This window comes from Periweissella cryptocerci (assembly GCF_004358325.1).
Taxonomy (GTDB): Bacteria; Bacillota; Bacilli; order Lactobacillales; family Lactobacillaceae; genus Periweissella; species Periweissella cryptocerci.
Window position 1 is genome coordinate 1,568,822 of record NZ_CP037940.1, and the last position, 22,665, is coordinate 1,591,486.

Annotated in this window: 21 protein-coding genes; 9 read left to right on the top strand and 12 right to left on the bottom strand. The window is 39.6% G+C overall.

Annotated elements, in window-relative coordinates; all coding sequences use genetic code 11:
• Positions 1 to 3: 3 nt before the first annotated feature.
• The 6 genes from EQG49_RS07150 to EQG49_RS07170 form a co-directional block, all read right to left on the bottom strand.
• The gene (locus tag EQG49_RS07150) at positions 4 to 1,185 is read right to left on the bottom strand and encodes an exonuclease SbcCD subunit D (RefSeq protein ID WP_133363330.1); all 1,182 of its coding nucleotides are present in this window, start codon (positions 1,183 to 1,185) and stop codon (positions 4 to 6) included.
• A gap of 250 nt (positions 1,186 to 1,435) precedes the next feature.
• Positions 1,436 to 3,043: an ATP-binding cassette domain-containing protein gene (locus tag EQG49_RS07155; RefSeq protein ID WP_133363331.1), complete on the bottom strand. Its 1,608-nt coding sequence runs from the start codon at positions 3,041 to 3,043 to the stop codon at positions 1,436 to 1,438.
• 237 nt (positions 3,044 to 3,280) lie between these two features.
• Positions 3,281 to 3,874 (bottom strand): ATP-binding cassette domain-containing protein, encoded by a 594-nt coding sequence (locus tag EQG49_RS07160; protein WP_243115693.1) that lies wholly within the window; start codon positions 3,872 to 3,874, stop codon positions 3,281 to 3,283.
• On the bottom strand, positions 3,874 to 4,122 hold the full coding sequence (locus EQG49_RS13970) for a hypothetical protein (RefSeq protein WP_243115694.1): 249 nt from the start codon (positions 4,120 to 4,122) through the stop codon (positions 3,874 to 3,876). The genes EQG49_RS07160 and EQG49_RS13970 overlap by 1 nt, the downstream gene beginning before the upstream one ends.
• Positions 4,123 to 4,699: 577 nt before the next feature.
• The gene (locus EQG49_RS07165; protein ID WP_165964820.1) at positions 4,700 to 5,641 is read right to left on the bottom strand and encodes a hypothetical protein; all 942 of its coding nucleotides are present in this window, start codon (positions 5,639 to 5,641) and stop codon (positions 4,700 to 4,702) included.
• Entirely contained in the window at positions 5,638 to 6,138 is a 501-nt protein-coding gene (locus EQG49_RS07170) for a hypothetical protein (RefSeq protein ID WP_133363333.1), read from the bottom strand. The genes EQG49_RS07165 and EQG49_RS07170 overlap by 4 nt, the downstream gene beginning before the upstream one ends.
• A 111-nt stretch (positions 6,139 to 6,249) precedes the next feature.
• Here EQG49_RS07170 and EQG49_RS07175 point away from each other — a divergent pair, with 111 nt between their 5' ends.
• Entirely contained in the window at positions 6,250 to 7,113 is an 864-nt protein-coding gene (locus tag EQG49_RS07175) for a helix-turn-helix domain-containing protein (RefSeq protein ID WP_165964821.1), read from the top strand.
• 222 nt (positions 7,114 to 7,335) lie between these two features.
• On the opposite strand, the gene gyrA is transcribed toward EQG49_RS07175, so the two are convergent.
• From gyrA to dnaA, 6 genes are all read right to left on the bottom strand, one after another.
• The gene (gene gyrA, locus EQG49_RS07180) at positions 7,336 to 9,882 is read right to left on the bottom strand and encodes a DNA gyrase subunit A (protein WP_243115777.1); all 2,547 of its coding nucleotides are present in this window, start codon (positions 9,880 to 9,882) and stop codon (positions 7,336 to 7,338) included.
• A gap of 140 nt (positions 9,883 to 10,022) precedes the next feature.
• Positions 10,023 to 11,945, bottom strand: coding sequence for a DNA topoisomerase (ATP-hydrolyzing) subunit B (gene gyrB / locus EQG49_RS07185; protein WP_243115778.1), 1,923 nt, complete (start codon positions 11,943 to 11,945; stop codon positions 10,023 to 10,025).
• A 73-nt stretch (positions 11,946 to 12,018) separates the two neighbouring features.
• Positions 12,019 to 13,143, bottom strand: coding sequence for a DNA replication/repair protein RecF (recF, locus tag EQG49_RS07190; protein WP_133363337.1), 1,125 nt, complete (start codon positions 13,141 to 13,143; stop codon positions 12,019 to 12,021).
• A 3-nt stretch (positions 13,144 to 13,146) separates the two neighbouring features.
• Positions 13,147 to 13,368, bottom strand: a complete 222-nt coding sequence (yaaA, locus tag EQG49_RS07195) for a S4 domain-containing protein YaaA (protein WP_133363338.1) — start codon at positions 13,366 to 13,368, stop codon at positions 13,147 to 13,149.
• A gap of 762 nt (positions 13,369 to 14,130) precedes the next feature.
• The gene (gene dnaN / locus EQG49_RS07200) at positions 14,131 to 15,261 is read right to left on the bottom strand and encodes a DNA polymerase III subunit beta (protein WP_133363339.1); all 1,131 of its coding nucleotides are present in this window, start codon (positions 15,259 to 15,261) and stop codon (positions 14,131 to 14,133) included.
• 190 nt (positions 15,262 to 15,451) lie between these two features.
• On the bottom strand, positions 15,452 to 16,804 hold the full coding sequence (gene dnaA, locus EQG49_RS07205) for a chromosomal replication initiator protein DnaA (protein ID WP_133363340.1): 1,353 nt from the start codon (positions 16,802 to 16,804) through the stop codon (positions 15,452 to 15,454).
• A gap of 523 nt (positions 16,805 to 17,327) precedes the next feature.
• Between dnaA and rpmH the strand changes: the two genes are divergently transcribed.
• From rpmH to EQG49_RS07235, 8 genes are all read left to right on the top strand, one after another.
• Complete coding sequence (gene rpmH / locus EQG49_RS07210) at positions 17,328 to 17,462, top strand: 50S ribosomal protein L34 (protein WP_002828338.1); 135 nt, start codon at positions 17,328 to 17,330, stop codon at positions 17,460 to 17,462.
• Between the two features lie 72 nt (positions 17,463 to 17,534).
• Positions 17,535 to 17,873 (top strand): ribonuclease P protein component, encoded by a 339-nt coding sequence (gene rnpA, locus EQG49_RS07215; protein WP_133363341.1) that lies wholly within the window; start codon positions 17,535 to 17,537, stop codon positions 17,871 to 17,873.
• Between the two features lie 93 nt (positions 17,874 to 17,966).
• Positions 17,967 to 18,818 (top strand): YidC/Oxa1 family membrane protein insertase, encoded by an 852-nt coding sequence (locus EQG49_RS07220; RefSeq protein ID WP_133363342.1) that lies wholly within the window; start codon positions 17,967 to 17,969, stop codon positions 18,816 to 18,818.
• Positions 18,819 to 18,996: 178 nt separating this feature from the next.
• The gene (locus EQG49_RS14195) at positions 18,997 to 19,170 is read left to right on the top strand and encodes a hypothetical protein (RefSeq protein ID WP_479724609.1); all 174 of its coding nucleotides are present in this window, start codon (positions 18,997 to 18,999) and stop codon (positions 19,168 to 19,170) included.
• A 147-nt stretch (positions 19,171 to 19,317) separates the two neighbouring features.
• Positions 19,318 to 19,443: a hypothetical protein gene (locus EQG49_RS14075; protein ID WP_279232797.1), complete on the top strand. Its 126-nt coding sequence runs from the start codon at positions 19,318 to 19,320 to the stop codon at positions 19,441 to 19,443.
• 37 nt (positions 19,444 to 19,480) lie between these two features.
• The gene (locus tag EQG49_RS07225; RefSeq protein ID WP_133363343.1) at positions 19,481 to 19,696 is read left to right on the top strand and encodes a hypothetical protein; all 216 of its coding nucleotides are present in this window, start codon (positions 19,481 to 19,483) and stop codon (positions 19,694 to 19,696) included.
• 982 nt (positions 19,697 to 20,678) lie between these two features.
• Positions 20,679 to 22,106 carry an NADP-dependent phosphogluconate dehydrogenase gene (gndA, locus tag EQG49_RS07230; protein ID WP_133363344.1) on the top strand — a complete coding sequence of 476 codons (1,428 nt, stop codon included), beginning with the start codon at positions 20,679 to 20,681 and terminating at the stop codon, positions 22,104 to 22,106.
• A gap of 341 nt (positions 22,107 to 22,447) precedes the next feature.
• Positions 22,448 to 22,663, top strand: a complete 216-nt coding sequence (locus tag EQG49_RS07235) for a hypothetical protein (RefSeq protein ID WP_133363345.1) — start codon at positions 22,448 to 22,450, stop codon at positions 22,661 to 22,663.
• The last annotated feature ends 2 nt before the right edge of the window (positions 22,664 to 22,665 follow it).

Genomic DNA, 22,665 nt, shown 5'->3' on the forward strand with positions numbered 1-22,665 from the left:
GTTCTAGGCCTCGCTATCTTTCCGAATATCAATCAGCGCCGCTTCAACCCATTTCTGTTGTTGCTCCGTCAGTTGCGCAGGATCCATCATTTCATTATAAAAATCACCAATTATTTCTTCGGGACTTTTAGTTTTGGCAACGCGTTGCGCTAATTGTTCCGTCGCTGCTTGGGTTTCATCCCCTTGAATGTGATATTCCAGTTCCACGATGTCGCCGTAAATATCTTCAAGCTGCTTGCGGATATTCTTGCCCGCTGGCCGACTCGTCAACTGAATGCTGTAGAACGCTTCCCCAGGCTTTGGTTGCTCACTATAAAAATCGCGATCAATAAGCTTTTCAAAATCACCCCGCAAGACGATTAAATCTTTGGATGGGGTGATTGTTTTCCACGTAATGCCAATTTCACCAGTTGTTGGAATATCAATAATGTAGACACCCTTCTCGTTCTTGGCTTCCTTCGTGTTGAATTTCACCGGTGAACCACTGTACCGGACAGTCCGCGTTGGCGATGCTTGGCGTAAGTGCAAGTGCCCCAAAGCAACATAGTCAAAATTCTTAAATAACCGCGCTGGCACTGTATTCAATCCACCAACCGTTGAAGTTGTTTCTGAGGTCAATTCGTAATTTTCATTATCTGTTCCTTGAACATTGAAGTGGGTAACTAAAATATGACGCTTGCCGGGTTCAAATTGCTGCTCTAAATCTGCTACCACGCGCGTCATTGCTTGTTCAATCGTCCGCATCTCATTACTGTCGATTGAAATTTGGTAGTACATCCGGGCATCTTGCGGGTCAAAAAATGGGAGCATAAAAATTTGTACGTCGCCGACCACCACGTTATCCGTGAAAGCTTCTTCGACCTTAGTATTCAAATGCAAATCATTTTGCTTCATCCACTCACGGGCAAAATTCAAGCGGGTCGCACCATCGTGGTTCCCTGAAATTGCATAAATTGGATATTTATCAGTAATATTCAGCTGTTGCAGCATTTGATCAAACGCCTTAACGGCCGCGGTTGAGGGAATCGCGCGGTCATATAAATCCCCCGCAATTATAATACCATCAACCTGTTCAGCGGCAGCGATGGCTTCAATTTGCTTGAAAGCATCTTGTTGGACATCTAGTAAATCAAATTCATTTAATTGTTTGCCGATATGCCAATCAGCAGTGTGGAGTAATTTCATCTGGTTAATTCTCCTATCTCAACGTGTTCACAATAATTAATACTTTAATTCTAGCATACTAAACGATATCAACCCGCCTCCGTATATTTAGCAAATATCCCCTCTCCTGTCAGACTATGCACTTCAAATATACGCAAAAGGCGCCAAGTCAGTTAGCTTTTACCTAACTTGCTTGGCGCCCTATAAAAACTGGCTGATTACCGGCAAATAACTTCCGGTCGTGACGAATTCCTCTATTCGCGGAAACAATCTAATTCAGTTCAATAATTTCATCGAAATACTGACTATTTTCGGCATGCATCGTGTGACTTATCATTAACAAAGTTAACTGATCATCATTCAATAACAAATTTTCAACCATAATTGCATTTTCCTTATCAATGGCTGAGGTCCCTTCATCTAAAATTAAAATTTCCGGCTTCCGCAGCAATGCCCGCGCAAGCGCAATCCGTTGTAACTGGCCACCAGAGAATTGATTTCCTTTATTTCCGAGTTCTCTTGTTAGAAAATCCGCTGCTTCTGTTGTATCAGCTACCAACCCGACACTTAAGATTACTGCCGCTAATTCTTCATTAGAAAATTCATTCACTAAACTAAGATTTTCGGCAACGGTGCCATGAATAAATTGTGGTGTTTGATCAATATACATTATCTTATCCAGCAGATACTTTTGGGTGAGGTCATGATAGTCATTACCGGCAAACTGGAGTTTACCAGTATAGTTACCGTAATAACCGGCTAATATTTTCACCAAAGTTGATTTACCACTGCCGCTTTCACCGACTACTAAATATTTTTGACCTTCTTTTATCGCCAGATTTAAGTCTGCAATTATTTCATTGCCATCAAATTTATAACCTAAATTTTGAACACTAATAAGCGGCGTTGCGTTACTAGCAATTACATCACTACTTACTTCATTTTGCTGTTGATTTTGATAGTTTGCAAATTTATCAAAAATCGGTTTAACTCCACTGATCATTCCTAGATAGCTACTCATATTACCCAAACTATTAAATATGGTTGCTGACAAGCCACCAACCGCTGCAATTGTTCCAATTGGCACAACGTGGTGTAATGCTAATATCCCCGTGATTCCCATCAAACTTACTTGCGCAACGACATTTAGTAAAAAACCAGTGGTCGCAATTTTTGATTGAACCTTTATTCGGTTAACATTCGCAACATTCAGCTTATTTGATGCGGCAACAATTTTTAACGTAATTAAGTTTAGTGCGCGAAAAGTATATAACATGTTAAAGCCCGCCAAAATATCTTCAGCACTATCAACAAACTTTTCATTTTCGACCGTTAATTTTGCCGTCACCTTTGCTAGAATTTTATTAAAAATTCTTGGGACAACAATTATTATGCCGGTAAAAATCAATGCGGTTATGGCTAATACCCAATTATACTTTATCAAAGTTATTAACGATAATATCGTGCCAACAATCCCTTCCACAACCACAAAGAACATACTCATGCCCTGATCTTTAATTGCTTCAATATCATTGTTCATCCACGAAACGTATGCCCCAACCGTCCGTTTATTATAGTGTTCCCGCTGATCTGCGATAATACTTTGCGTAATTTTTGCCCGAATCTGCGTATTAATGTGCTGCAAAACTTTTTCTGTATAAATCAATTTAAAATAAGTAAACAAAGCTACTAAGAGCCAGCTAAGCAATAATAAACTCGTCTTAATTTCAAATTGGCGCATGTTGAATTTAATTAATTCATTAATCATTTGCGCATTAAGCACCGCACTAAAAACGGTCAACAACTGGACAATGACAATCACCAAGAGCAATAGCAAACTCTTCGTTTTATTTTTTAAAATAAAATTTCCAACGCTCATGTTACTCACCCCTATTCAATCTTTCCGCCGCTAAATTTTTAATAACAAATATAAGCATAGTTCATATATTAAAAAATTTTCATTTAATGTCGTATATGACACATTAATGTTTTTTGCATAGATAAACCAACTAAAAATTAATATTGCCCTGGCACTGCAGATTCTTAGTTTGACCTTTTTGTCGAAAAAAATAGCACCCCCACAAAAATTGTGAGCTGCTATTTCCAATATTAAATTTTATTCACCGTCAGTCGCATCACTGTCAGTTGCAGTATCGGCGTCATACGTGGATAGAACCATTTCTTCACTATTAACATCATCGGCGTCATATTCTATTATTTGATTATTATTAAACAAATAAATACGATCGGCAATGCGATTAGATAACGCCATATCGTGACTCGTTATTATCAACGTTTTACCTAATTCTTTATAAGCTAATAATCTTTTACGTAGAAAGTCCACATGGAAAACATCTAGTCCGAGACTTGGCTCATCTAGCAACATAATATCTGGCGAAATCATATCAAGAATTGCTAAATCCAAACGTTTTCTCATACCTGTGGAAAAGCCTTTAACTAAGCCAGATTCCTGTTCTAATTTATATGCTTGTAAAATTTGTACTATTTCATCTCCACTTTTGTTTAGCTCAAAAATGTGTTTAAAATAATCCATATTTTCCAGTGCAGTCAGGTATTCAATGGTTATGCTCTCTACCGGTAATAAAAATATTGTTTTCCTCATTTCTTTAGAATATGGAATGGTCATGACGTTTTCATCAATTATCACATTACCTCGATCAAATTGATTCAAGCCCACTAAGATATCCATTAACGTGGTTTTACCAGCACCGTTTTTACCAACAAAAAAGAAATCTTATTACGTGGTATTGTAATACTAACTTGGTCAAGAACCAGCTTTTCACCATACGTTTTTACTAAATTTTGTATCTCAATCATTTGGTTAACACCCCCGCGCCTATACCAACTAATGATATAATCATCCCCAACAATGGCGCCCAAATTAATTTTGTTTTTCTCATAAATGGCAAATACACAATAAACACTTTGCCAAGCCATATCAGAATTAAAATAATATTATAGAACGAGTTATTAACTAACTGGATAGATTTATCAAATACAATAGTACTAATGACTAGTGCCACAAAATATATCAAGTTAACAAAAGTTAAATTATATACAAAATCTTGATTACTTTGTTTTGCTGCAATAGTTTGCAATCTAAATCTTTTTTCAATGTTTGTCGATACATTTAGCGCAATCATTATAACCCACATAGTCACGATTAAAACGAGTATCCTGAATCCAAACTGTATCACTACGTTGTTATACAGTTGAAATACGCTATAGAAAAAGCCCTTGGTCTGATTAGTTTCATTGCTCATGTCTAAAAGCAACCGCCCCACCGGATTTGTAAAATTCACGCAGACTACTGAATACATAAACACAACAATTGGCGTCATTATCCAAAAGAATTTTTTACTGACCAACATTATTCTCAACAACCTTTCATTTCATAGAAAAGCAAAATTCAATAACCACCGCAATCTCACTTAATATTTAATCCAATTAGGTTTGAGATAGAGGTACCTCCAACCGTTAACATGATTGCTACAACGTATGTGTTCATGGTAGTTTATTTAACAAATTTTCTATACTCGCCATAATATCTTCTTCTCATAAAAATAAATAAAAGAATATTACTGATTAAGCTCACTGTAATGTAGCTAACGATTAGTGTAACTTGCCAATAAACTGACGTTTTTAAAATAGTACTCATCAGAATAATCATTGTTTCAATCATCGTGTGAACATATATAATCGTGAGTGACAACGGTAACGCTATGGAACTTTCGAAACTTTCTTTGCTAGAATAGCAAAGAATCAAATTTGGAAAAATTTGACTCATAAAAGCTAATGGCAAGGCATTACCTGCCAGTATTGCTATCAATAGCAGAAAGTCACCACTATTATTCACAAATTTAGTACCAAGCAACACGAAACTGACAATGACCGCACTGATTAGTAACGTCAAATACGCGAGCTTAGCTTTTTTTAGCAAATACCCTCTCAAATCATATCTTGCCTGTACAATTATTTTAATAATCTGGGAATCAATTGATATATTCGTAAAAATGAAATTGGCAATAACAGATGTTTGCGCCATCAATGAAACCGCCAATAAAGTTGCAAAATTAATTTTTCGTATTTCAATAATTGATGCGACATCAAGAATTTTTATAATTAATATTGCAGTTGGAAAACTAATTACACTAATTAATATCTTTCCCTTACTATTGTTAGAAATTTCTCTAAATATCTTTATATAAAAAATATTTTTAATACCATATAGCCTCGGTTGTGTATAAGCCTTTGATTCTATATTTCTGGCTTTCACGGCCAGCCCAATCAAAGCCTTATACCCTAATAAATAAAACGCCATTGCTCCAACAATTATCAATATTTGTGTTAAATAGTTAAATTCAACCTTCGGTAATTCTATTCTGCTGTTGCCATGTAATAAAATATTCCCACCGAATAAGTGAATGAAATACATAACGATGAAACCTTCAATCATAATTGTCCAGAAATTTCGCACCCAGAAAAATTAATATTTACTAACTGTGTAATTTTATTGATTGCAAGATATAAAAATACCGCCCCAATATCTATTAATAAAACTTCAGTATTATGCATCGTCAGCAATATTGGAAAAGATACTATGATAATTAACAAACAAAATATTAAAGCCGTGAAAATCTCATATTTGATAGTTTTGATAAAAACTATTTTTTTATATGACATCGGAAACAACCGATATTTTTCAGGTATATTTTGTAAAAAAATGATTAACTCCTTATTGGTTAACGTTAAACCACCGATGATTCCAATAATCATCACGACTTGATACAACGTGTCAGTGTGCTCGTTTATCCATTTACCGAACAATATGGATGCCCCATATCCCGTCAAAAAATATGAAACCACTATTACAATAATCACTTTCGCAATATTTTTATTTTGAAATTTTTCACGAAAAAAAGCCAACAACTCTAAATACGTAATTTTACCCATGTAAAGTCCCCCTCCTATAGTTATTCAATACAAATGTATAGTACAATACAAAACACAAGCTACAACATTTCATGTCACATGCGACATGAAATGTTTAAGAGGGGGCTCTTTATGGATAACATTATTGGTTTAGTATTAAAAAATATACGTGAACAACGGGGGCTATCATTAGTAGACATGGCTGGTGACATTATTTCACCATCCTATCTTTCAAAAGTCGAACATGGCACAAATCAGATTACCTTTCATAATTTACTTGCCTTGTTAAATAAAAATAATATTTCTTTAGTAGAATTTATGTACCAATATGACAAACATGTCGATACCTACGAAGTTACAATGAGCCATAGTTTAAAAACGGCTCACGATAGTCAAAATATTAAACAACTCCAATTATATAAACATCAACTGTTAGAAAAATGGAACTCTACGAGTAATAATAATTTTTATAACCAATATTTAATCGCAAAAACACTACTCGCAGATTTTCATGAAGACAACTTAACTACGGACGATATTGACTACATCCACAATTATTTGTTCAAAATTGAGCATTGGTCTTATTACGAGTACTACTTTTTTTCAAATACGTTATCGCAATTACCACCAAACGTCGTACTGACATTGGCAAAAGACTTAATTTTAAAATCAAATATTGATGTTGCGGAGAAAACCAAAGGCTTAATTTCCACCATATTGTTAAATATTGCCATCACCGGTATTTATCAGCTTGATTTCGAGTTAGTTCACCTCGTGCTCGAACCAGCAAAGCAATATACCTTTAATTCCAACAACTACCAACACCGGGTAATCCTAATGTATATCGAAGCCCTCAATGAAATTCATGCCGGTTTTGTTGATACAGGCTCAAAAAAAGCGCTGAAAAGCGTTGAAATGATGCGTTTTATTGGTGAAGAACCGATTGCGAATGCCTATGAGGCTTACTACAAAATTTTTCTTGAGAAAATACTTTGATATTACGGTAATGCAAAAAATTAATACTACTTGGCACTTAATTTTGTTAGGTATGTACGTAGGTCAACCAAAGAAGCTGCTTATACCACTGCAGCTTCTTTGGTTGACCTTTTTTTGGCTCCATTTATTCTGGCGCGAGATTGTTGTTTCTGTACTTTTCAATCCCACGAAAAAAATAGCACCCCACAAAAAATTGTGAGCTGCTATTTCCAATATTAAACTTTATTCACCATCAGTCGTATCACTGTCAGCTGCAGTATCGCCTTCATCAACAAGTTGATCAGCAAATGCTTGCACGTCAGCGACGTTAACCTCGGCTTGAACAGTTGGCGTACCATCAGTTGTTGGTGTTTCTCCTTCAACTGCGTCTGCTTCAGGTTCATCAGGTTCCTTGTCGACCTTCGCCAAGGTTGCAACCTTTGAGCCATCTTCAAGACGGATAACACGTACCCCTAACGTTGCCCGGCCGGTTTCAGAAACAGTTTCAGCACCGAAACGGATCATAACACCCTTATCAGTCGTCAACATAATATCTTCTGAACCATTCACAATCGTCATACCTGCCAAAGGACCGTTCTTTTCTGTGATATTGGCAGTTTTAATCCCTTTACCACCACGTCCCTTGATTGGGTATTCTGCGACTGGTGTTTGCTTACCGTAACCATTTTCCGTGATTACTAAGACCTTGTGTTCAGGCGCTAAGATCGCTGACCCAACAACAAAATCATCGTCACGTAAACGAATCCCACGCACCCCAGCAGCTGAACGACCCATTTGGCGGACCGCTTCTTCTGCAAATGACACGGCATAACCGGTGTGTGTCGCAATAATGATGTTTTGTGAACCATCGGTAACTTGCACACCCATCAATTCGTCATCGTCGTGTAAGCTCAAGGCTTTCAAACCGTTTGTCCGGATGTTACCAAAGTCAGACACTGGCGTCCGCTTTACAACCCCTTGCAAGGTCGTGAAGAACAAGAAATCATGACTTTCCTTGGCATCACCACGAACATTAATCACGGCTTGAACCTTTTCACCTGATTCAACACCCAATAAGTTGATTACGGGAATTCCCTTGGCATTTCGACCATATTCAGGAACTTCGTAACCCTTCATCCGATAAACTTTACCCAAATTGGTAAAGAATAACAGCGTATCGTGGGTTGAAGTCGAAACTAAGTGTTCCACGAAGTCATCATCGTGGACCCCAGTTCCTTGCACACCGCGGCCACCACGGTGTTGTGACTTGAATTCAGATGTTGCCAAACGCTTAGCATAACCATTATGCGTCAACGTAATAATGACATCTTCTTCTTCAATCAAGTCTTCATCTTCGATTGACGTAACATCCCCAACTTGGAGTTCTGTTCGCCGATCATCACCATATTTAGCAGCGATTTCCAATAATTCTTGATAAATGATTTCATCAATCCGCTTGGGGTTAGCCAAAACGTCTTGTAAGTCAGAAATCGTTTGCATCAACGCTTGATATTCATCTTCAATCTTGCCACGTTCCAAACCGGTAAGCCGTACCAAACGCATATCAAGGATTGCTTGTGATTGCTTGTCAGACAAGCTGTAATCTTCCATCAATGATTGTTTGGCGATTTCAGCCGTTTGGGAATTACGGATAATGCTAATGATGGCATCAATGTGATCCAACGCAATCCGCAATCCTTCAAGAATGTGGGCCCGTGCTTGGGCTTTCTTCAAATCAAATTCCGTCCGACGACGAATTACGATTTGTTGGTGGGCCAAGTAAGCTTGCAAGATTTCTTTCAAACCCATGATTTTAGGCGCTTTATCCTTGATGGCCAACATGTTAAAGCTAAAGGTTGTTTGTAACAACGTATTTTTGTACAAGTTGTTCAAAACAACACTGGCAGAGATATCACGACGGACATCAACGACCATGCGGTAACCTTCACGATCGGATTCATCGTTAACCCCAGTGATCCCTTCAACACGCTTTTCACGTGCCAAATCAGCAATCCGTTCAACTAACTTCGCCTTGTTGACCATGTATGGGAATTCGGTAACGACAATGCGTTCCTTACCGTTCTTTTCCACTTCAATATCAACTTTGGCACGGACAGTTACGGTTCCTTTACCAGTTTCGTAAGCTTTACGAATACCAGATTTACCCATGACAATCCCACCAGTTGGGAAATCAGGACCGGGAATCGCTTCCATCAAGTCAGCAGTAGTTGCATCAGGATTATTCATCAAAATGTGCAATGCTGCAATAACTTCACGCAAGTTGTGCGGTGGAATATTTGTCGCCATCCCAACCGCGATACCAGAAGCCCCATTTACCAACAAATTAGGGAAACGGGCTGGTAACACGTCAGGTTCGCGTTCAGTACCATCATAGTTATCAATGTAATCAATGGTGTCTTTGTTGATGTCGCGGAGCATTTCCGTCGCGATTTTTGACATCCGCGCTTCGGTATAACGCATGGCGGCAGCACCATCACCATCGATTGAACCAAAGTTCCCGTGACCATCAACTAAGAGGTACCGGTAACTCCAGTCTTGTGCCATCCGGACCATTGATTCATAAATCGCTGAATCCCCGTGGGGGTGGTACTTACCCATAACATCCCCAACAATACGTGCCGACTTCTTGTGTGCCTTATCAGGTGTATTACCCAATTCGTTCATCCCGTATAAAATACGGCGGTGCACTGGCTTCATTCCGTCACGAACATCAGGCAAAGCCCGCGCCACAATAACTGACATGGCATAACTTAAGAATGATTCTCGCATCGTACTACCAAGATCAACGTCTTTGATGCGACCGTCATTTTTATCAAATGTTTCTTCAGCCAAATTATTATCCTTTCTTCACGGGTTCATTGCACACCGTGTTTGTCATTCTTAATGTTTCATTTTTGCTTAAATTTAAATTAGAAATCCAAGTCCTTAACGAACACGGCGTTTTCTTCGATAAAGTCACGACGTGGTTCAACCTTGTCACCCATCAACATTTCAAAAACGTGATCGGCATCAATGGCGTCAGATGGGTCAACCCGCAATAAGCGGCGACGTTCTGGATCCATAGTTGTTTCCCAAAGTTGTTCCGCGTCCATTTCACCAAGCCCTTTGTATCGTTGGATAGCAGGTTTTGGGGTGGCAGGCAATTGACCTAGAATTTCTTCTAGTTCTTCATCGGAATCAATATATTGCACGAACTTACCTTGGCGTACTTGGTACAAAGGTGGTTGGGCGATATAAATAAAGCCTGCTTCAACGAGTGGGCGCATGTAACGGTAGAACAATGTTAATAACAAAGTCCGGATGTGCGCGCCATCGACATCGGCATCGGTCATGATGATTAACTTGTGGTAGTGGGCTTTTTCGATATCGAAATCGCCACCAAAACCAGTTCCCATGGCCGTGAACAATGAACGAATTTCTTCATTGGCCAAAACTTTATCAATTGAGGCTTTTTCAACGTTCAAAATCTTCCCACGAATTGGCAAGATTGCTTGCGTCAAACGGGCCCGACCTTGCTTAGCAGAACCACCGGCTGAATCCCCTTCGACGATAAATAATTCGGAAATTTTAGGGTCTTTTGATGAGTTATCCGCTAATTTACCTGGTAAGTTCGAAATTTCAAGACCAGACTTCTTCCGGGTAACTTCCCGCGCCCGCTTCGCAGCAATCCGCGCTTTTGATGCTAGCAAGCCCTTGTCGACGATTTTACGAGCGACATCGGGATTTTCGAGCATAAACCGGTTGAATGTTTCTGAGAACATCCGATCAGTTGCGGCCCGCGCATCAGAATTACCAAGCTTCGTCTTTGTTTGTCCTTCAAATTGTGGATCGGGGTGTTTAACTGACACAACGGCCGTTAATCCTTCACGCACATCTTCACCAGACAATGCATCTTCATTTTCTTTGATTAACTTGTTTTGACGAGCGTAATCGTTAATAACCCGCGTCAAAGCAGTCTTAAACCCAGTTTCGTGGGTCCCACCTTCATACGTGTGGATATTGTTAGTAAATGACAATAAGTTTGAGTGATAGTCGTCCGTATATTGGAGGGCGACTTCAACCATGATGCCATTTTCAACCCCTTCAACGTACACGGGTTCTTCAAACAAGACGTCTTTGCCTTCATCAAGATACTTAACGTATTCTTTAATCCCACCTTCGTAGAAAAATGATTCGACGATTGGTGTTTCAGGCCGTGCATCCGTAATTGAAATCCGCAAACCCTTGTTCAAGAAAGCGAGTTCACGCACCCGCGTTGTCAAAATTTTCGCGTCAAACACAGTTGTTTCACGGAAAATATCTGGATCTGGCAAGAAGTGGACAATCGTGCCCCGTTCAATGGCCGGTGCTTCGTCAAGTTTTTGCATGTCATGCTTAACATGCCCACGTTCAAAGTCCATCGCGTACACTTGGCCATCACGGACAACTTTCGCTTCAAGACTCGTTGAGAGCGCATTAACAACTGACGCCCCAACCCCGTGCAAACCACCAGAAACTTTGTATCCGCCGCCGCCGAATTTACCACCGGCGTGCAAGACTGTAAAGACTGTTTCTAAGGCTGGCTTACCAGTTTTAGCTTGGATATCAACAGGAATCCCACGACCATTATCGGTTACGGTAATTGAGTTGTCCTTTTCGATGGTAACTGTGATGTGGTCAGCGAAACCAGCTAAGGCTTCATCAATCCCATTATCAACAATTTCCCATACTAAGTGGTGCAAACCTTGTGATGTGGTTGTCCCAATATACATCCCAGGACGCTTACGAACCGCTTCAAGTCCTTCTAGAACTTGAATTTGACTGGCATCGTAATCATCAGCATCACTTTGCATCTGGGTTGCTTTTTCATCGGCTGCAAGTTGTTCGGCGCGTTCTGCCGCAGTCAAAGCTTGCAAATCTGTATCTTCAGCCATCTGTTTCCTCCGTTAATTTTCCTGCGCTAATCGCAAAAATCTTAGGTTCTTTAATCAATTGACGGGTAATATCGTTCAGACTTGGCGTCGTAATAAATGTTTGTACCCGATCTTGAATTGTTTTTAATAAATGAGTTTGGCGGGTCGAATCAAGTTCTGATAGGACATCATCCAGTAGCAACACGGGATACTCCCCGGTTTCTTCTTTCATTAAGTCGATTTCGGCTAACTTAACTGCCAAAGCTGTCGTCCGTTGCTGACCTTGTGACCCAAATGTCTGCACATTCTTTTCGTTCACAATAAATTGCAAATCATCACGATGTGGCCCAACTAAGGTTGTACCTTGTTGTAATTCACGCGAACGTTGTTGTGCGAATTTTTCTTGTAGCGCGGCATTAACACTAGCTAAATCCGCCAATTCCGTGATTGGCACTTGTGAAACATAGTGAAATACTAAGTGTTCCTTACCATCCGTGATTGACTCATGAATTGGTTGCGCTGCGGCTTCCAATTTTTGCAGGAGTAATTTCCGCGCCAATAGAATTTCGCCACCAAACGCCACTAGTTGATCCGTCAACACATCTAAGTAGACTAAATCCTTAGCTTGTTTGGTTTGCAGTTGTCGCAAATAGTTGTTGCGTTGGCGCAAGACATTGCGATACTGACTCGCATTGTACAAGTATTTTGGACTAATTTGGCCAAATTCTCGATCAATAAAGTTCCGGCGGACCGTGGGCGCACCCTTAACTAAGTCGAGATCTTCTGGCGCAAATAACACCACATTCAAATGACCAACGTACTGTGAAAGTTTGGCTTGCTCCAAGTGATTAACACGGGCCTTTTTACCTTTTTTAGTAAACTGGAGTTCCAGGGGAACATCCCCAACCGCTTTACGGACACGACCGCCAATCAAGGCTTCGCTCCCTTCCCAACCAATTAAATCCTTATCGCTGTTCGTTCGGTGTGAACGCGCGAGCGCTAAAACATAAATGGCTTCCAGAAGATTCGTCTTGCCTTGAGCATTGGGGCCTAGTAAAACATTAACACCGGGAGCAAACTCAACACTGAGTTCAGAATAATTGCGAAAATTACGTAGTACTAGGTTTTCCAGTTGCATAGCTTAGGCTTCGTGGGCGCGGATGACAAATGACCCAAAGTCAGGCACCGCAATCTCATCCCCAGGGTACAACTTACGGCCACGACGATCGTCATGTTCGCCGTTAACCATTACTTGATTCTCCTGTAAGAACCACTTAACTTGACCGCCAGAGCTAACGATGTTTTCCATCTTTAAAAGTTGTTGTAACATTACGTACGGTGTATCAATAAATACTTCTGTCATCTTTGTCCGTCCTAATCTCTCTGCTATATGTACTTCGTTGGAGCAAGTACAACGTTCGCGCATCTCACTAAAAAATACAAACACGTATATACATAATATTATACCCGTTTTTTGCCCTAAAAACAACGAATATACGTTTATAAGCCGTATCCTGCCATTTTACATATTTTTGGACATTTTACCCTAAAACGCCCTCAATGCCCTCATTTTTAAGAATTCGGCGTATTCCTGTGAATTGTGACGATTAATATATTAATTCCAAAATACTATTTCATTTTTTCGAGTACATGAAAATGAATTACATATTTGTCATTAAGCAGCCGTCTTGTAACCTTTAGAACATTGTACATTCTGCTCTGTGAATGGATTCGTTAAACGAATTATCAAATTTTCACAACCGACTTGCCGTTATTAATGCTCAATTCGTTATTATTTTTGCAGGTTTTGATTAATTGATGTTACTAATTCTGCATACTAACGGAGTGTCTGGAAATTGCTTGGCGGGCGCAGCCTTTACACCGCAACTGGGGGCATATGTGTGCAACACATATTTCCGCTGAGGATAAGATGAGGAGTCTTTGGGATTTATCCCTTAGACTCCCAGCTTGTCCGAACCGACCAAGAACGCACTTTGGCTTGGGAGGCTGCTTCCAGCGAGGTGCGCCAAGCAATTTCCAGACACGCAGTGGCTACCATCCCCACCAATCATCAATAAAAAAAACGATTCCCAAAATTGAGGAATCGCTTTTCGTTTGTATTTAATTAAAATGTCCGCACTGGTGTAATCAATTGGATGAAGCTTTCCTTGTTTTCAACCGGTGTCAAAATGAATGGACGCAATGATGTTGTGAAGCTAACTTCAATATCAATGTTCCCGAATGAACGCAACGCATCCTTCATGTAATCAGGGTTGAACGAAATTTCCAATGCATTACCATCGTAGTTTTTCACGTTCAAGGCTTCTTCAACTTGACCAACATCTGGTGAGTTACCAGTAATCTTTGAGCCAGTTTCACTGATTTCCAATTTAACCACGTTGTTGCGTGATTCGTGTGACAACAATGATGCCCGGTTAATTGCGGCTAATAATTCAGTCGCATTAAACGTTACTTGAATGTCACTTTCAGTTGGAATCAAGCGCGTCGTGTCAGGATAGTTTCCTTCCAACAAACGTGAGTAGAACAATGTTTTGCCCAAACTGAAGAGCACTTGATTTTCAGTTACTTGCATTTCAACAGTTTCAACGTTTTCGAGCATCTTGGCAAGTTCATTCAATGATTTACCAGGAATAATCAAATCGGCCTTATTTACGTTCGCAGCATCAAGGGTCACACGGCGTTGTGATAAACGGTGTGAATCAGTTGCAACCGCTGCAAATTCGTTACCGTTAAAACTAAAGTGCACCCCTGTCAAAATTGGGCGACTTTCTTGGTTTGAAACCGCAATAACGGTTTGTGAAATAATTTGACGCAATGTATCAGCACTTAATGAAACTGAGTTAGTTGATTCAATTTCTGGTAAGTGTGGGTACGTATTAGCATCCAAACCATTAATGGTAAATAACGCAGAACCTGATGTAATTGTTGTTTGGAAACCAGATGTGATTTCAACGGTCATCGTTTGATCTGGCAATTGTTTAACAATTTCGCTAAAGAAACGTGCTGGCAAAACAATCGCGCCAGTATCTTCAATGTTTAACGAAGCTGTTTCGTCAGCAATGCTTAAGGTTGTTTCAATAGAGATATCTGAATCACTACCAGTTAACGTTAAACCATTCGCATCGGCGACTAATTTCAAACCTGTTAAAACAGGAATTGTCGTCCGTGCTGCAATTGCTCGAGAAACATCATTCAATTCTTTAATAAACGCTGTTCGATTTACTGTGAATTTCATTTGAAAATAAGCTCCATTCTGTGCGGTCTATTTATATATATATTATACAAAATATATTAGTAATAGTAGTAGGTCCTGTTAATTCTGTGGATAACTAGATTGTGGCTAGGTACGCTGTGACTTTTTCCTTGTGGACGTGGTTGTGGATAAGTCGGATAAGCTCACATAGTTATCAACAGGTGGATAACTGTTACTCACCATTAATTTGTTGTTTTAAAGTATTAATATTCTTTTGCAACGCTGAATCTTTTTCGATTTCCGTCGCAATTTTTTCCGTCGCATGCATAACAGTCGTGTGATCTTTACCGCCAAATTCACGACCAATGTTTGGTAATGAGTTGTCAGTCATATCACGGGCCAAATACATCGCAATTTGTCGTGGCATCACGATTTCTTTGTTACGTTTCTTCCCTTTCAGGTCAACAATCGATAAACCATAGTACTTGGCAACCGTTTCTTGAATGAAAGCAATCGTAATTTCTGACTTACGGGCGATATCTAAGTCCGCCAAAATCTTCGTGGCATCATCAATCGTCACCCCAGCGTTGCCGGCAAATTTTGCGATTACGGAAACGCGCTTGAAGACCCCTTCGAGTTCACGCACGTTACTATCAACTTGTTTGGCGATGTATTCAATGACATTGCGATCAACATCGATGTGTTCTTTTTCAGCTTTTTCAAGCAGAATCGCGATCCGCGTTTCAAAGTCAGGCTTATTGATGTCAACCGACAAACCCCATTGGAACCGTGATACTAAGCGATCTTGTAAATCGGGGATGTCTTTTGGCAGACGATCAGAAGTCATCACGATACGACCATTGTGGCCTAAAATATCATTGAAAGTGTGGAAAAATTCTTCTTGAGTTGATTCCTTACCTGATAAGAACTGCACGTCATCGACTAAAAGTAAGTCGGCGCTGCGGTATTCATCGCGCAGCTTTTCAGTCGTCCCATTCCGCACAGCACTAATGAAATCATTGGTGAACTGTTCGGAAGTGACATATAAAACTTTTTGGTTTGGATTTTCTTTTAGAGCATTATTACCAGTGGCTTGCATTAAGTGGGTTTTACCCAGTCCAACGCCTCCATATATTAATAGAGGATTGTATTCGAGGGAGCCTTCGGACACAGCTAAGGCAGCCCCATGTGCAAGTTTGTTTGTTGCGCCAACGACGAAAGTATCAAAAATATACTTGGGGTCCAGGTTGTTACCATGCTTCAACACTTGCTTACGCGCGATTTCGGGGTTGTCAGTCTTATCAATTTCTTCAAATAAATCGACAACTGGTTCGACAATCCGAACTTCAATGTTAGAAAGCAACATCTGGTTTGTTTCAAACGCAAATGTCGTGAACTGTTGGGAATAGGTATTCAGCCAACGATCACGTGATAACTTATTTGGAACTTCAATCACAGCAGTGTGTCCATTCTCGTCAAAATTGGCGAGACGAGCGGGCTGGATGAATGTTTCATATGATGGACGCTCCAAGGTTTGCTCGAAGCGGTCAGCGATTACTGACCATAATTTGTTCCGTTCAACCATAATAATTGCTAAACCTTCTTTAAATAAAATTAACTTTATCAAGAATAACAGGAAATGAAGAATATTTCCAGAGTTTTCCACAGGTGTGGATAAATTAATATCTATTGTTCACAGCACGGTGTGTTGTTTTTCCACAAGGTTGTGGAAAAAGGTGGGGAAAACTATTGGATTTAGGCTTATCCACTGTTTTTTGTGCGTTATCGCTACTAGAGCCACAAGCTTTACAAGAGTTATCCACTTTATCCACAGGGTAGTGTTAATAACTGTGCACAGCTTGTGTATTTTGGGATAACTTGTTGAAAACACGGGAATAACTCTAGTTTGGAAAAGTCGCAATTCACAGGCCTGTTGATAACGGAACGTTACATTGGGGACAAAAACTGCTATACTTTTGGATGCAAAGAAAATTTAATTGATAAAGATAGTTCCAAAGATTAGTAATCTGTGTTATGATGTTACGGAACTGCAAAGGGATTTTTTATTTCTCTGTATGTATACCTAAAAGAACGGAGGTGTTTGACACATGAAACGCACATACCAACCAAAGAAGCGTCACCGCGAACGTGTCCACGGATTCCGTAAGCGCATGAGCACATCTAACGGCCGCAAGGTCTTAGCACGTCGTCGCCAAAAGGGCCGCAAAGTGTTATCTGCATAAGAAGGTTACTGGCGACAGTGACCTTTTTTTTTATCCTTTTGCATGTAAATTACAGAATTTGTGAGGTAAAGAATGCGAAAATCATATCGAGTTAAGAAAGAAGCTGATTTCCAAAAGGTCTTTAATCAGCACAATTCTTTTGCAAACCGCATGTTTATCATTTATAAAATGGAAAAACCAAGTCAACCGCATTTCCGTGTTGGGGTATCCGTTGGGAAAAGGGTCGGGAAAGCTCACGATCGGGTTCATGTGAAACGCCGGATTCGGCAAACCTTGCTGGAATACAAGCCACAATTGGCACAAGACTACGATTTTTTGGTAATTGCCCGCCCAGCTGCGCGTGACCAATCAATGGAAGTCGTACGTGAAAATTTAGTGCATGCCTTAAAATTGGCGGACTTACTTAAATAAACTTAAAATTACTATAGAATAAACATAACTAGTTAATACCAATAATTCGACATCGTCGGGGTAGTCGTTTTATCTAATCAAAGGAGATTTGCCATGCAACTTGTAGCAAAGAAAAAACCAAGTCGCAAGTTAATGCTGACTGCCACCATGATTGCAGCTTTAACATTGTTCTTGGCCGCATGTAGTAACAAACCCATCACGGAACACTCAACAGGTCTTTGGGATGGCGGAATTATCTTAAACTTCTCGCGCGCCTTAATTTGGTTATCAAATATTTGGGGTGGTGCACCTAAGTATGGTCTTGGGATTATTGCCTTTACCATTATTATTCGGGTTATTATTTTGCCATTGATGATTTACCAATCAAAATCAATGCGTAAAACACAAGAATTGCAACCACAATTGAAGGCGTTGCAAGCTAAGTACCCTGGTAAAGACAATGAATCACGCCAAGCCATGCAACGTGAACAACAAAAATTGTATGCTGAAGCAGGGGTTAACCCTGTGGCTGGATGTTTGCCACTCTTGGTCCAAATGCCCGTACTGATTGCGTTGTATCAAGCAATCTGGCGTACTCAAGAATTGAAAACTGGGACTTTCTTAGGTATTCAATTGGGTTCAAACCACAGTTACTTCATCTTGCCAATTTTGGCAGCGTTGTTTACTTTCATCAGTTCATGGTTGGCCATGGCTGGGGCACCTGAACAAAATGGGATGACTAAGTCAATGACTTACGTAATGCCCATTATTATCTTCATTACAGCCGTTTCAGTGCCATCTGCCTTGTCATTGTACTGGGTAGTTTCAAATGCGTTCCAAGCGGTGCAAACTTGGTTTATTCAAAACCCATTCAAGATCCGTGCTGAACGGGAAGAAAAGAAGGCCGCTGAACGAGCTCGCCGTCGTAAGATTGAAAAAGCGAAGCGTAATGCTGGTAAGCGTTAGCAATAAATTTTAAATAATGAGAAGCGCTGAATTGTCTGTGATAAGCAGATGGTTCAGCGTTTTTTCGTGTAATTAGATAACGAAAATCGAACGTCGAAAGATAAGTTATTTTGAAAAATAAAGAAGTAGTTATACGGATTCGAAATAAAAGCAGTTAGAGCAGATACCAACTGGAAAAATCATTTCTATATCAGCCGCACCAACTGCAAAAGGAAATACCTTTAAGGTGATAAATGTCACGAAAATTAAAGCTGAACAGATTCGATATTTACGGTATGGCCTTGAGGGAAAGCTAACAATAATTACTGGTAATAAAACCTTTTTTGACTACTGTAGATGCAGAAAATCTTAACTTTTGTTATCGATAATTAGAATGCATTAAGCAATTATTAAAATAAAGTAACTATTGAACGTTTTATATTAAAAATCTATAATAAAGATGTTCGACAGTTAAATATTTCAATCGGCGTATCTGTTTATAAATGAAAAGAGGTATAGCATGAGGGAATTTAAAGTATTGTTTGGCAATGAACTTTTTATCATCGCAGGTGGACAACGGACGACAATTGCTGGTACAACGTTAGGGGTTGATTTAACGACAACTCTTCATAGTATTGGTGATTAAAATTGTAGTGTTAACCGAAAGCTAGTGAGGTATTCACATGGCAAATTTTCTAGCACTCGATCCAGTATCGCAAGTATTGATTGTATTGCTCGTGTTATCAATCATTGGAACTGCATGGGTTAGTTATCGAACTAGTGATTTTAAGCGAGAAAATCATACGAATTACAGTTCGTTTACGACACGAACCAAAGACAGGAGTAATCAACAAGCAGATACTTCCCAAGAGATTTGGGAGGCACATAATGATGATTAAATTATTATGTGCACGATATTTTAGTACAGAATCTCAGTGAGTATAGTCGCTGAAAGCATAACAGATATTAGACCAAGAATTTGCGGATAATTAAAAAGGGAGCTGGGACAAAACCCTAGCTCGTTATAAATAAATAGGACTAAAGATTTCGTTTTTTGAAATCTTTAGTCCTATTTTTTATGTATATACTGTGTACTCATGAAAAGTCCTCACATAGTGGGCAATTCCTTCATGTTCATTGCCATCAAGGCGATTCCGATTTCACGTTTCAGTCGATTCCCTCTGACCGAGAAGCGAGTGAACCAAAAATAAGCTTTCAATCTGCTGAAAACTCAGTTCTAATTTTTGCTTTATGATAGTTAAATGCCGGATTCACTGTAATTTTTCTCGTATATCCTTTAGGTGTTAACGCATTCGTAATATTTTCTAAATTTTCCGTCTGATTTTCAGCTTCATAAACTTTAAGATCACGAACGAATCCGTATTTATAGTTCATTTACTTAGACGTTGAAAATCACCAGGGCTAAAGGTAGTAAGAGCAAGAGGTTTGCAATAGTTCTAAGAAAAATATTGTTATTTTTAGAGTATGGCGGTGCTCCAATAACGAGTAAAACTAAAATTGAAGATACCATGCCGCCCAGGTGAGCATAGTTATCTACGTTAGTGGCACCAGCTAATGGCGAAGTATGAATAAGTATCAATGCATAAACGAATTAGTGTAAAACATTTAGAGAAATTAATCATGAAGGGCTTGATTACAAGTCCATAATCGATATTTTAGCAGGAGAAAAAGAATGGTTTGGCACAGAATTAATTCATTCCCTTCAAGAAACTACAGGACGCAAAAAAGAAAATAAAAATGTGTTAGACTAATCATGAGATCGATGAATTGAAACCGCTGTCATAAAATGAGTGACAATTCATAGAATCACAACAATTTACTGTTACTATTGGGGTTAACTTTTAGAAATGGGGTAATAGAATGACAGAATTAGCAAACATTGGTGTAGTCGGCATGGCCGTTATGGGTAAGAACTTGGCATTAAATATCGAAAGTCGCGGGTATACTGTGGCAATCTTTAACCGTTCAGCTTCTAAGGTTGAGCAAGTGATGAAAGATCACGCGGAAAAGAAATTGGTACCAAGTTACTCTCCTGAAGAATTTGTAAATTCTTTGGAAAAACCACGTCGGATCATTATGATGGTTAAAGCTGGTGCGGGTACGGACGAAACAATTCAAACACTCTTACCATTCTTGGATAAGGGGGATGTGTTGATTGATGGTGGGAACACTTTCTTTGAAGACACAATGCGTCGTAACGCAGAACTTGATAACTCTGGTATTAACTTTATCGGAATGGGAGTTTCTGGTGGTGAATTGGGTGCCTTACATGGTCCTTCAATGATGCCTGGTGGTCAAAAGGAAGCGTATGACTTAGTCGCCCCAATCCTTGACCAAATCTCAGCTAAGGCTGATGAAGACGGCGAACCATGTGTGACTTACATTGGACCTAATGGAGCTGGTCACTATGTAAAGATGGTCCACAATGGGATTGAATACGGTGATATGCAATTAATCGCGGAATCATATGATGTGATGCGCGAAATGCTTGGCATGTCAGTGGAAGAAATCGCTGCGGTCTTTGCTGAATGGAGCAAGGGCGAATTAAAGAGCTACTTAATCGATATTACGGCTGAAATTTTGACGCGTAAGGATGATGAAGGCTCTGATGATCCAATCGTCGACAAGATTTTGGATGCTGCGGGTAACAAGGGAACGGGTAAGTGGTCATCACAAAATGCCCTCGAACTTGGTGTCCCACAATCATTGATTACTGAATCAGTGTACGCGCGTTACATTTCTGCTTTGAAGGATGAACGGGTTGCTGCAAGCAAGGTCTTACCTAAGCCAGCTGGTGGTAAGGTTGAACTTGATAAGGAAGTCGTCATTGAAATGATTCGCAAAGCCTTGTACTTCTCAAAGATTATGAGCTATGCGCAAGGATTTGAACAAATGCGCGTTGCTTCAGAACACTACGATTGGGACTTGAACTTTGGTGATTTGGCAAAAATCTGGCGTAATGGTTGTATCATCCGTGCCACTTTCTTGCAAAACATCACAGAAGCTTACAACAAGGACGCTAAGTTACAAAACTTGTTACTTGATGACTACTTCTTGAACATTACCAAGGAATATCAAGAATCAGTTCGTGACTTAGTTGGCTTGGCTGTTAAGGCCGGTGTACCAGTACCTGGTTTGTCAGCAGCGATTGCGTACTTCGACTCATACCGTTCAGCAGTATTGCCTGCTAACTTGATTCAAGCGCAACGTGACTACTTTGGTGCCCACACTTACAAGCGGGTCGATAAGGAAGGCACATTCCACTACACTTGGTATGACGAAGCTTAATTTTAAAAGAAGTGAGTGAGAAGGTAGAAAGTTTGCGCGAATAGCTTTTGATTTCGCGCGCTTTAAACGGCAACCTTTTAGCACATAGTAATAGCCCTGATTCTATCTGTATGGATGGAATCAGGGCTATTTATTTTGGATATATTTTTGTTTCAAAGGGTTTCACGAAGATTGTCTTCAGATAAAGCCGAAAGATTAGTTATAGATTAATGCCTTCCTTTAATTAATTTAATTGTCTAATAACATATTTTTATGGACAAAATGTATTTTATTAGATGATTTTCGAGTATGATACAAGCATGATAAAAATAAAAAAATGATTAGAAAGCGAGGTGTAAGCGATGAGAATTTTTGGGATTACATTCGAACAAGTACTGGCCGTAATCGGTTTGATTAGTATGATAGGCCTTATGGGTTGGGTTGCTTCAAAAAATAGTGAATACGAAAAGGAAACCCGAGAAAATTATGGGGCCTCCGCTTATCGTGGTACGGAAGTACAAACTCAAAAAGATCAAGAAATAAGACGCATTTCAGAGGCACATCAAGAAAACAGGTGAAA

Excerpts from the sequence above, each read along its gene's own strand:
- dnaN (WP_133363339.1), bottom strand. The coding sequence starts at position 15,261 with ATGAAATTCACAGTAAATCGAACAGCGTTTATTAAAGAATTGAATGAT.
- gyrA (WP_243115777.1), bottom strand. The coding sequence starts at position 9,882 with ATGCGAGAATCATTCTTAAGTTATGCCATGTCAGTTATTGTGGCGCGG.
- rpmH (WP_002828338.1), top strand. The coding sequence starts at position 17,328 with ATGAAACGCACATACCAACCAAAGAAGCGTCACCGCGAACGTGTCCAC.
- EQG49_RS07220 (WP_133363342.1), top strand. The coding sequence starts at position 17,967 with ATGCAACTTGTAGCAAAGAAAAAACCAAGTCGCAAGTTAATGCTGACT.
- recF (WP_133363337.1), bottom strand. The coding sequence starts at position 13,143 with ATGCAACTGGAAAACCTAGTACTACGTAATTTTCGCAATTATTCTGAA.
- EQG49_RS14075 (WP_279232797.1), top strand. The coding sequence starts at position 19,318 with ATGAGGGAATTTAAAGTATTGTTTGGCAATGAACTTTTTATCATCGCA.
- EQG49_RS07225 (WP_133363343.1), top strand. The coding sequence starts at position 19,481 with ATGGCAAATTTTCTAGCACTCGATCCAGTATCGCAAGTATTGATTGTA.
- gndA (WP_133363344.1), top strand. The coding sequence starts at position 20,679 with ATGACAGAATTAGCAAACATTGGTGTAGTCGGCATGGCCGTTATGGGT.
- EQG49_RS07150 (WP_133363330.1), bottom strand. The coding sequence starts at position 1,185 with ATGAAATTACTCCACACTGCTGATTGGCATATCGGCAAACAATTAAAT.
- rnpA (WP_133363341.1), top strand. The coding sequence starts at position 17,535 with ATGCGAAAATCATATCGAGTTAAGAAAGAAGCTGATTTCCAAAAGGTC.
- EQG49_RS07165 (WP_165964820.1), bottom strand. The coding sequence starts at position 5,641 with ATGATTGAAGGTTTCATCGTTATGTATTTCATTCACTTATTCGGTGGG.
- gyrB (WP_243115778.1), bottom strand. The coding sequence starts at position 11,945 with ATGCAAAGTGATGCTGATGATTACGATGCCAGTCAAATTCAAGTTCTA.
- EQG49_RS07235 (WP_133363345.1), top strand. The coding sequence starts at position 22,448 with ATGAGAATTTTTGGGATTACATTCGAACAAGTACTGGCCGTAATCGGT.
- EQG49_RS07175 (WP_165964821.1), top strand. The coding sequence starts at position 6,250 with ATGGATAACATTATTGGTTTAGTATTAAAAAATATACGTGAACAACGG.
- dnaA (WP_133363340.1), bottom strand. The coding sequence starts at position 16,804 with ATGGTTGAACGGAACAAATTATGGTCAGTAATCGCTGACCGCTTCGAG.
- EQG49_RS07160 (WP_243115693.1), bottom strand. The coding sequence starts at position 3,874 with ATGGATATCTTAGTGGGCTTGAATCAATTTGATCGAGGTAATGTGATA.
- EQG49_RS13970 (WP_243115694.1), bottom strand. The coding sequence starts at position 4,122 with ATGGCTTGGCAAAGTGTTTATTGTGTATTTGCCATTTATGAGAAAAAC.
- yaaA (WP_133363338.1), bottom strand. The coding sequence starts at position 13,368 with ATGACAGAAGTATTTATTGATACACCGTACGTAATGTTACAACAACTT.
- EQG49_RS07170 (WP_133363333.1), bottom strand. The coding sequence starts at position 6,138 with ATGGGTAAAATTACGTATTTAGAGTTGTTGGCTTTTTTTCGTGAAAAA.
- EQG49_RS07155 (WP_133363331.1), bottom strand. The coding sequence starts at position 3,043 with ATGAGCGTTGGAAATTTTATTTTAAAAAATAAAACGAAGAGTTTGCTA.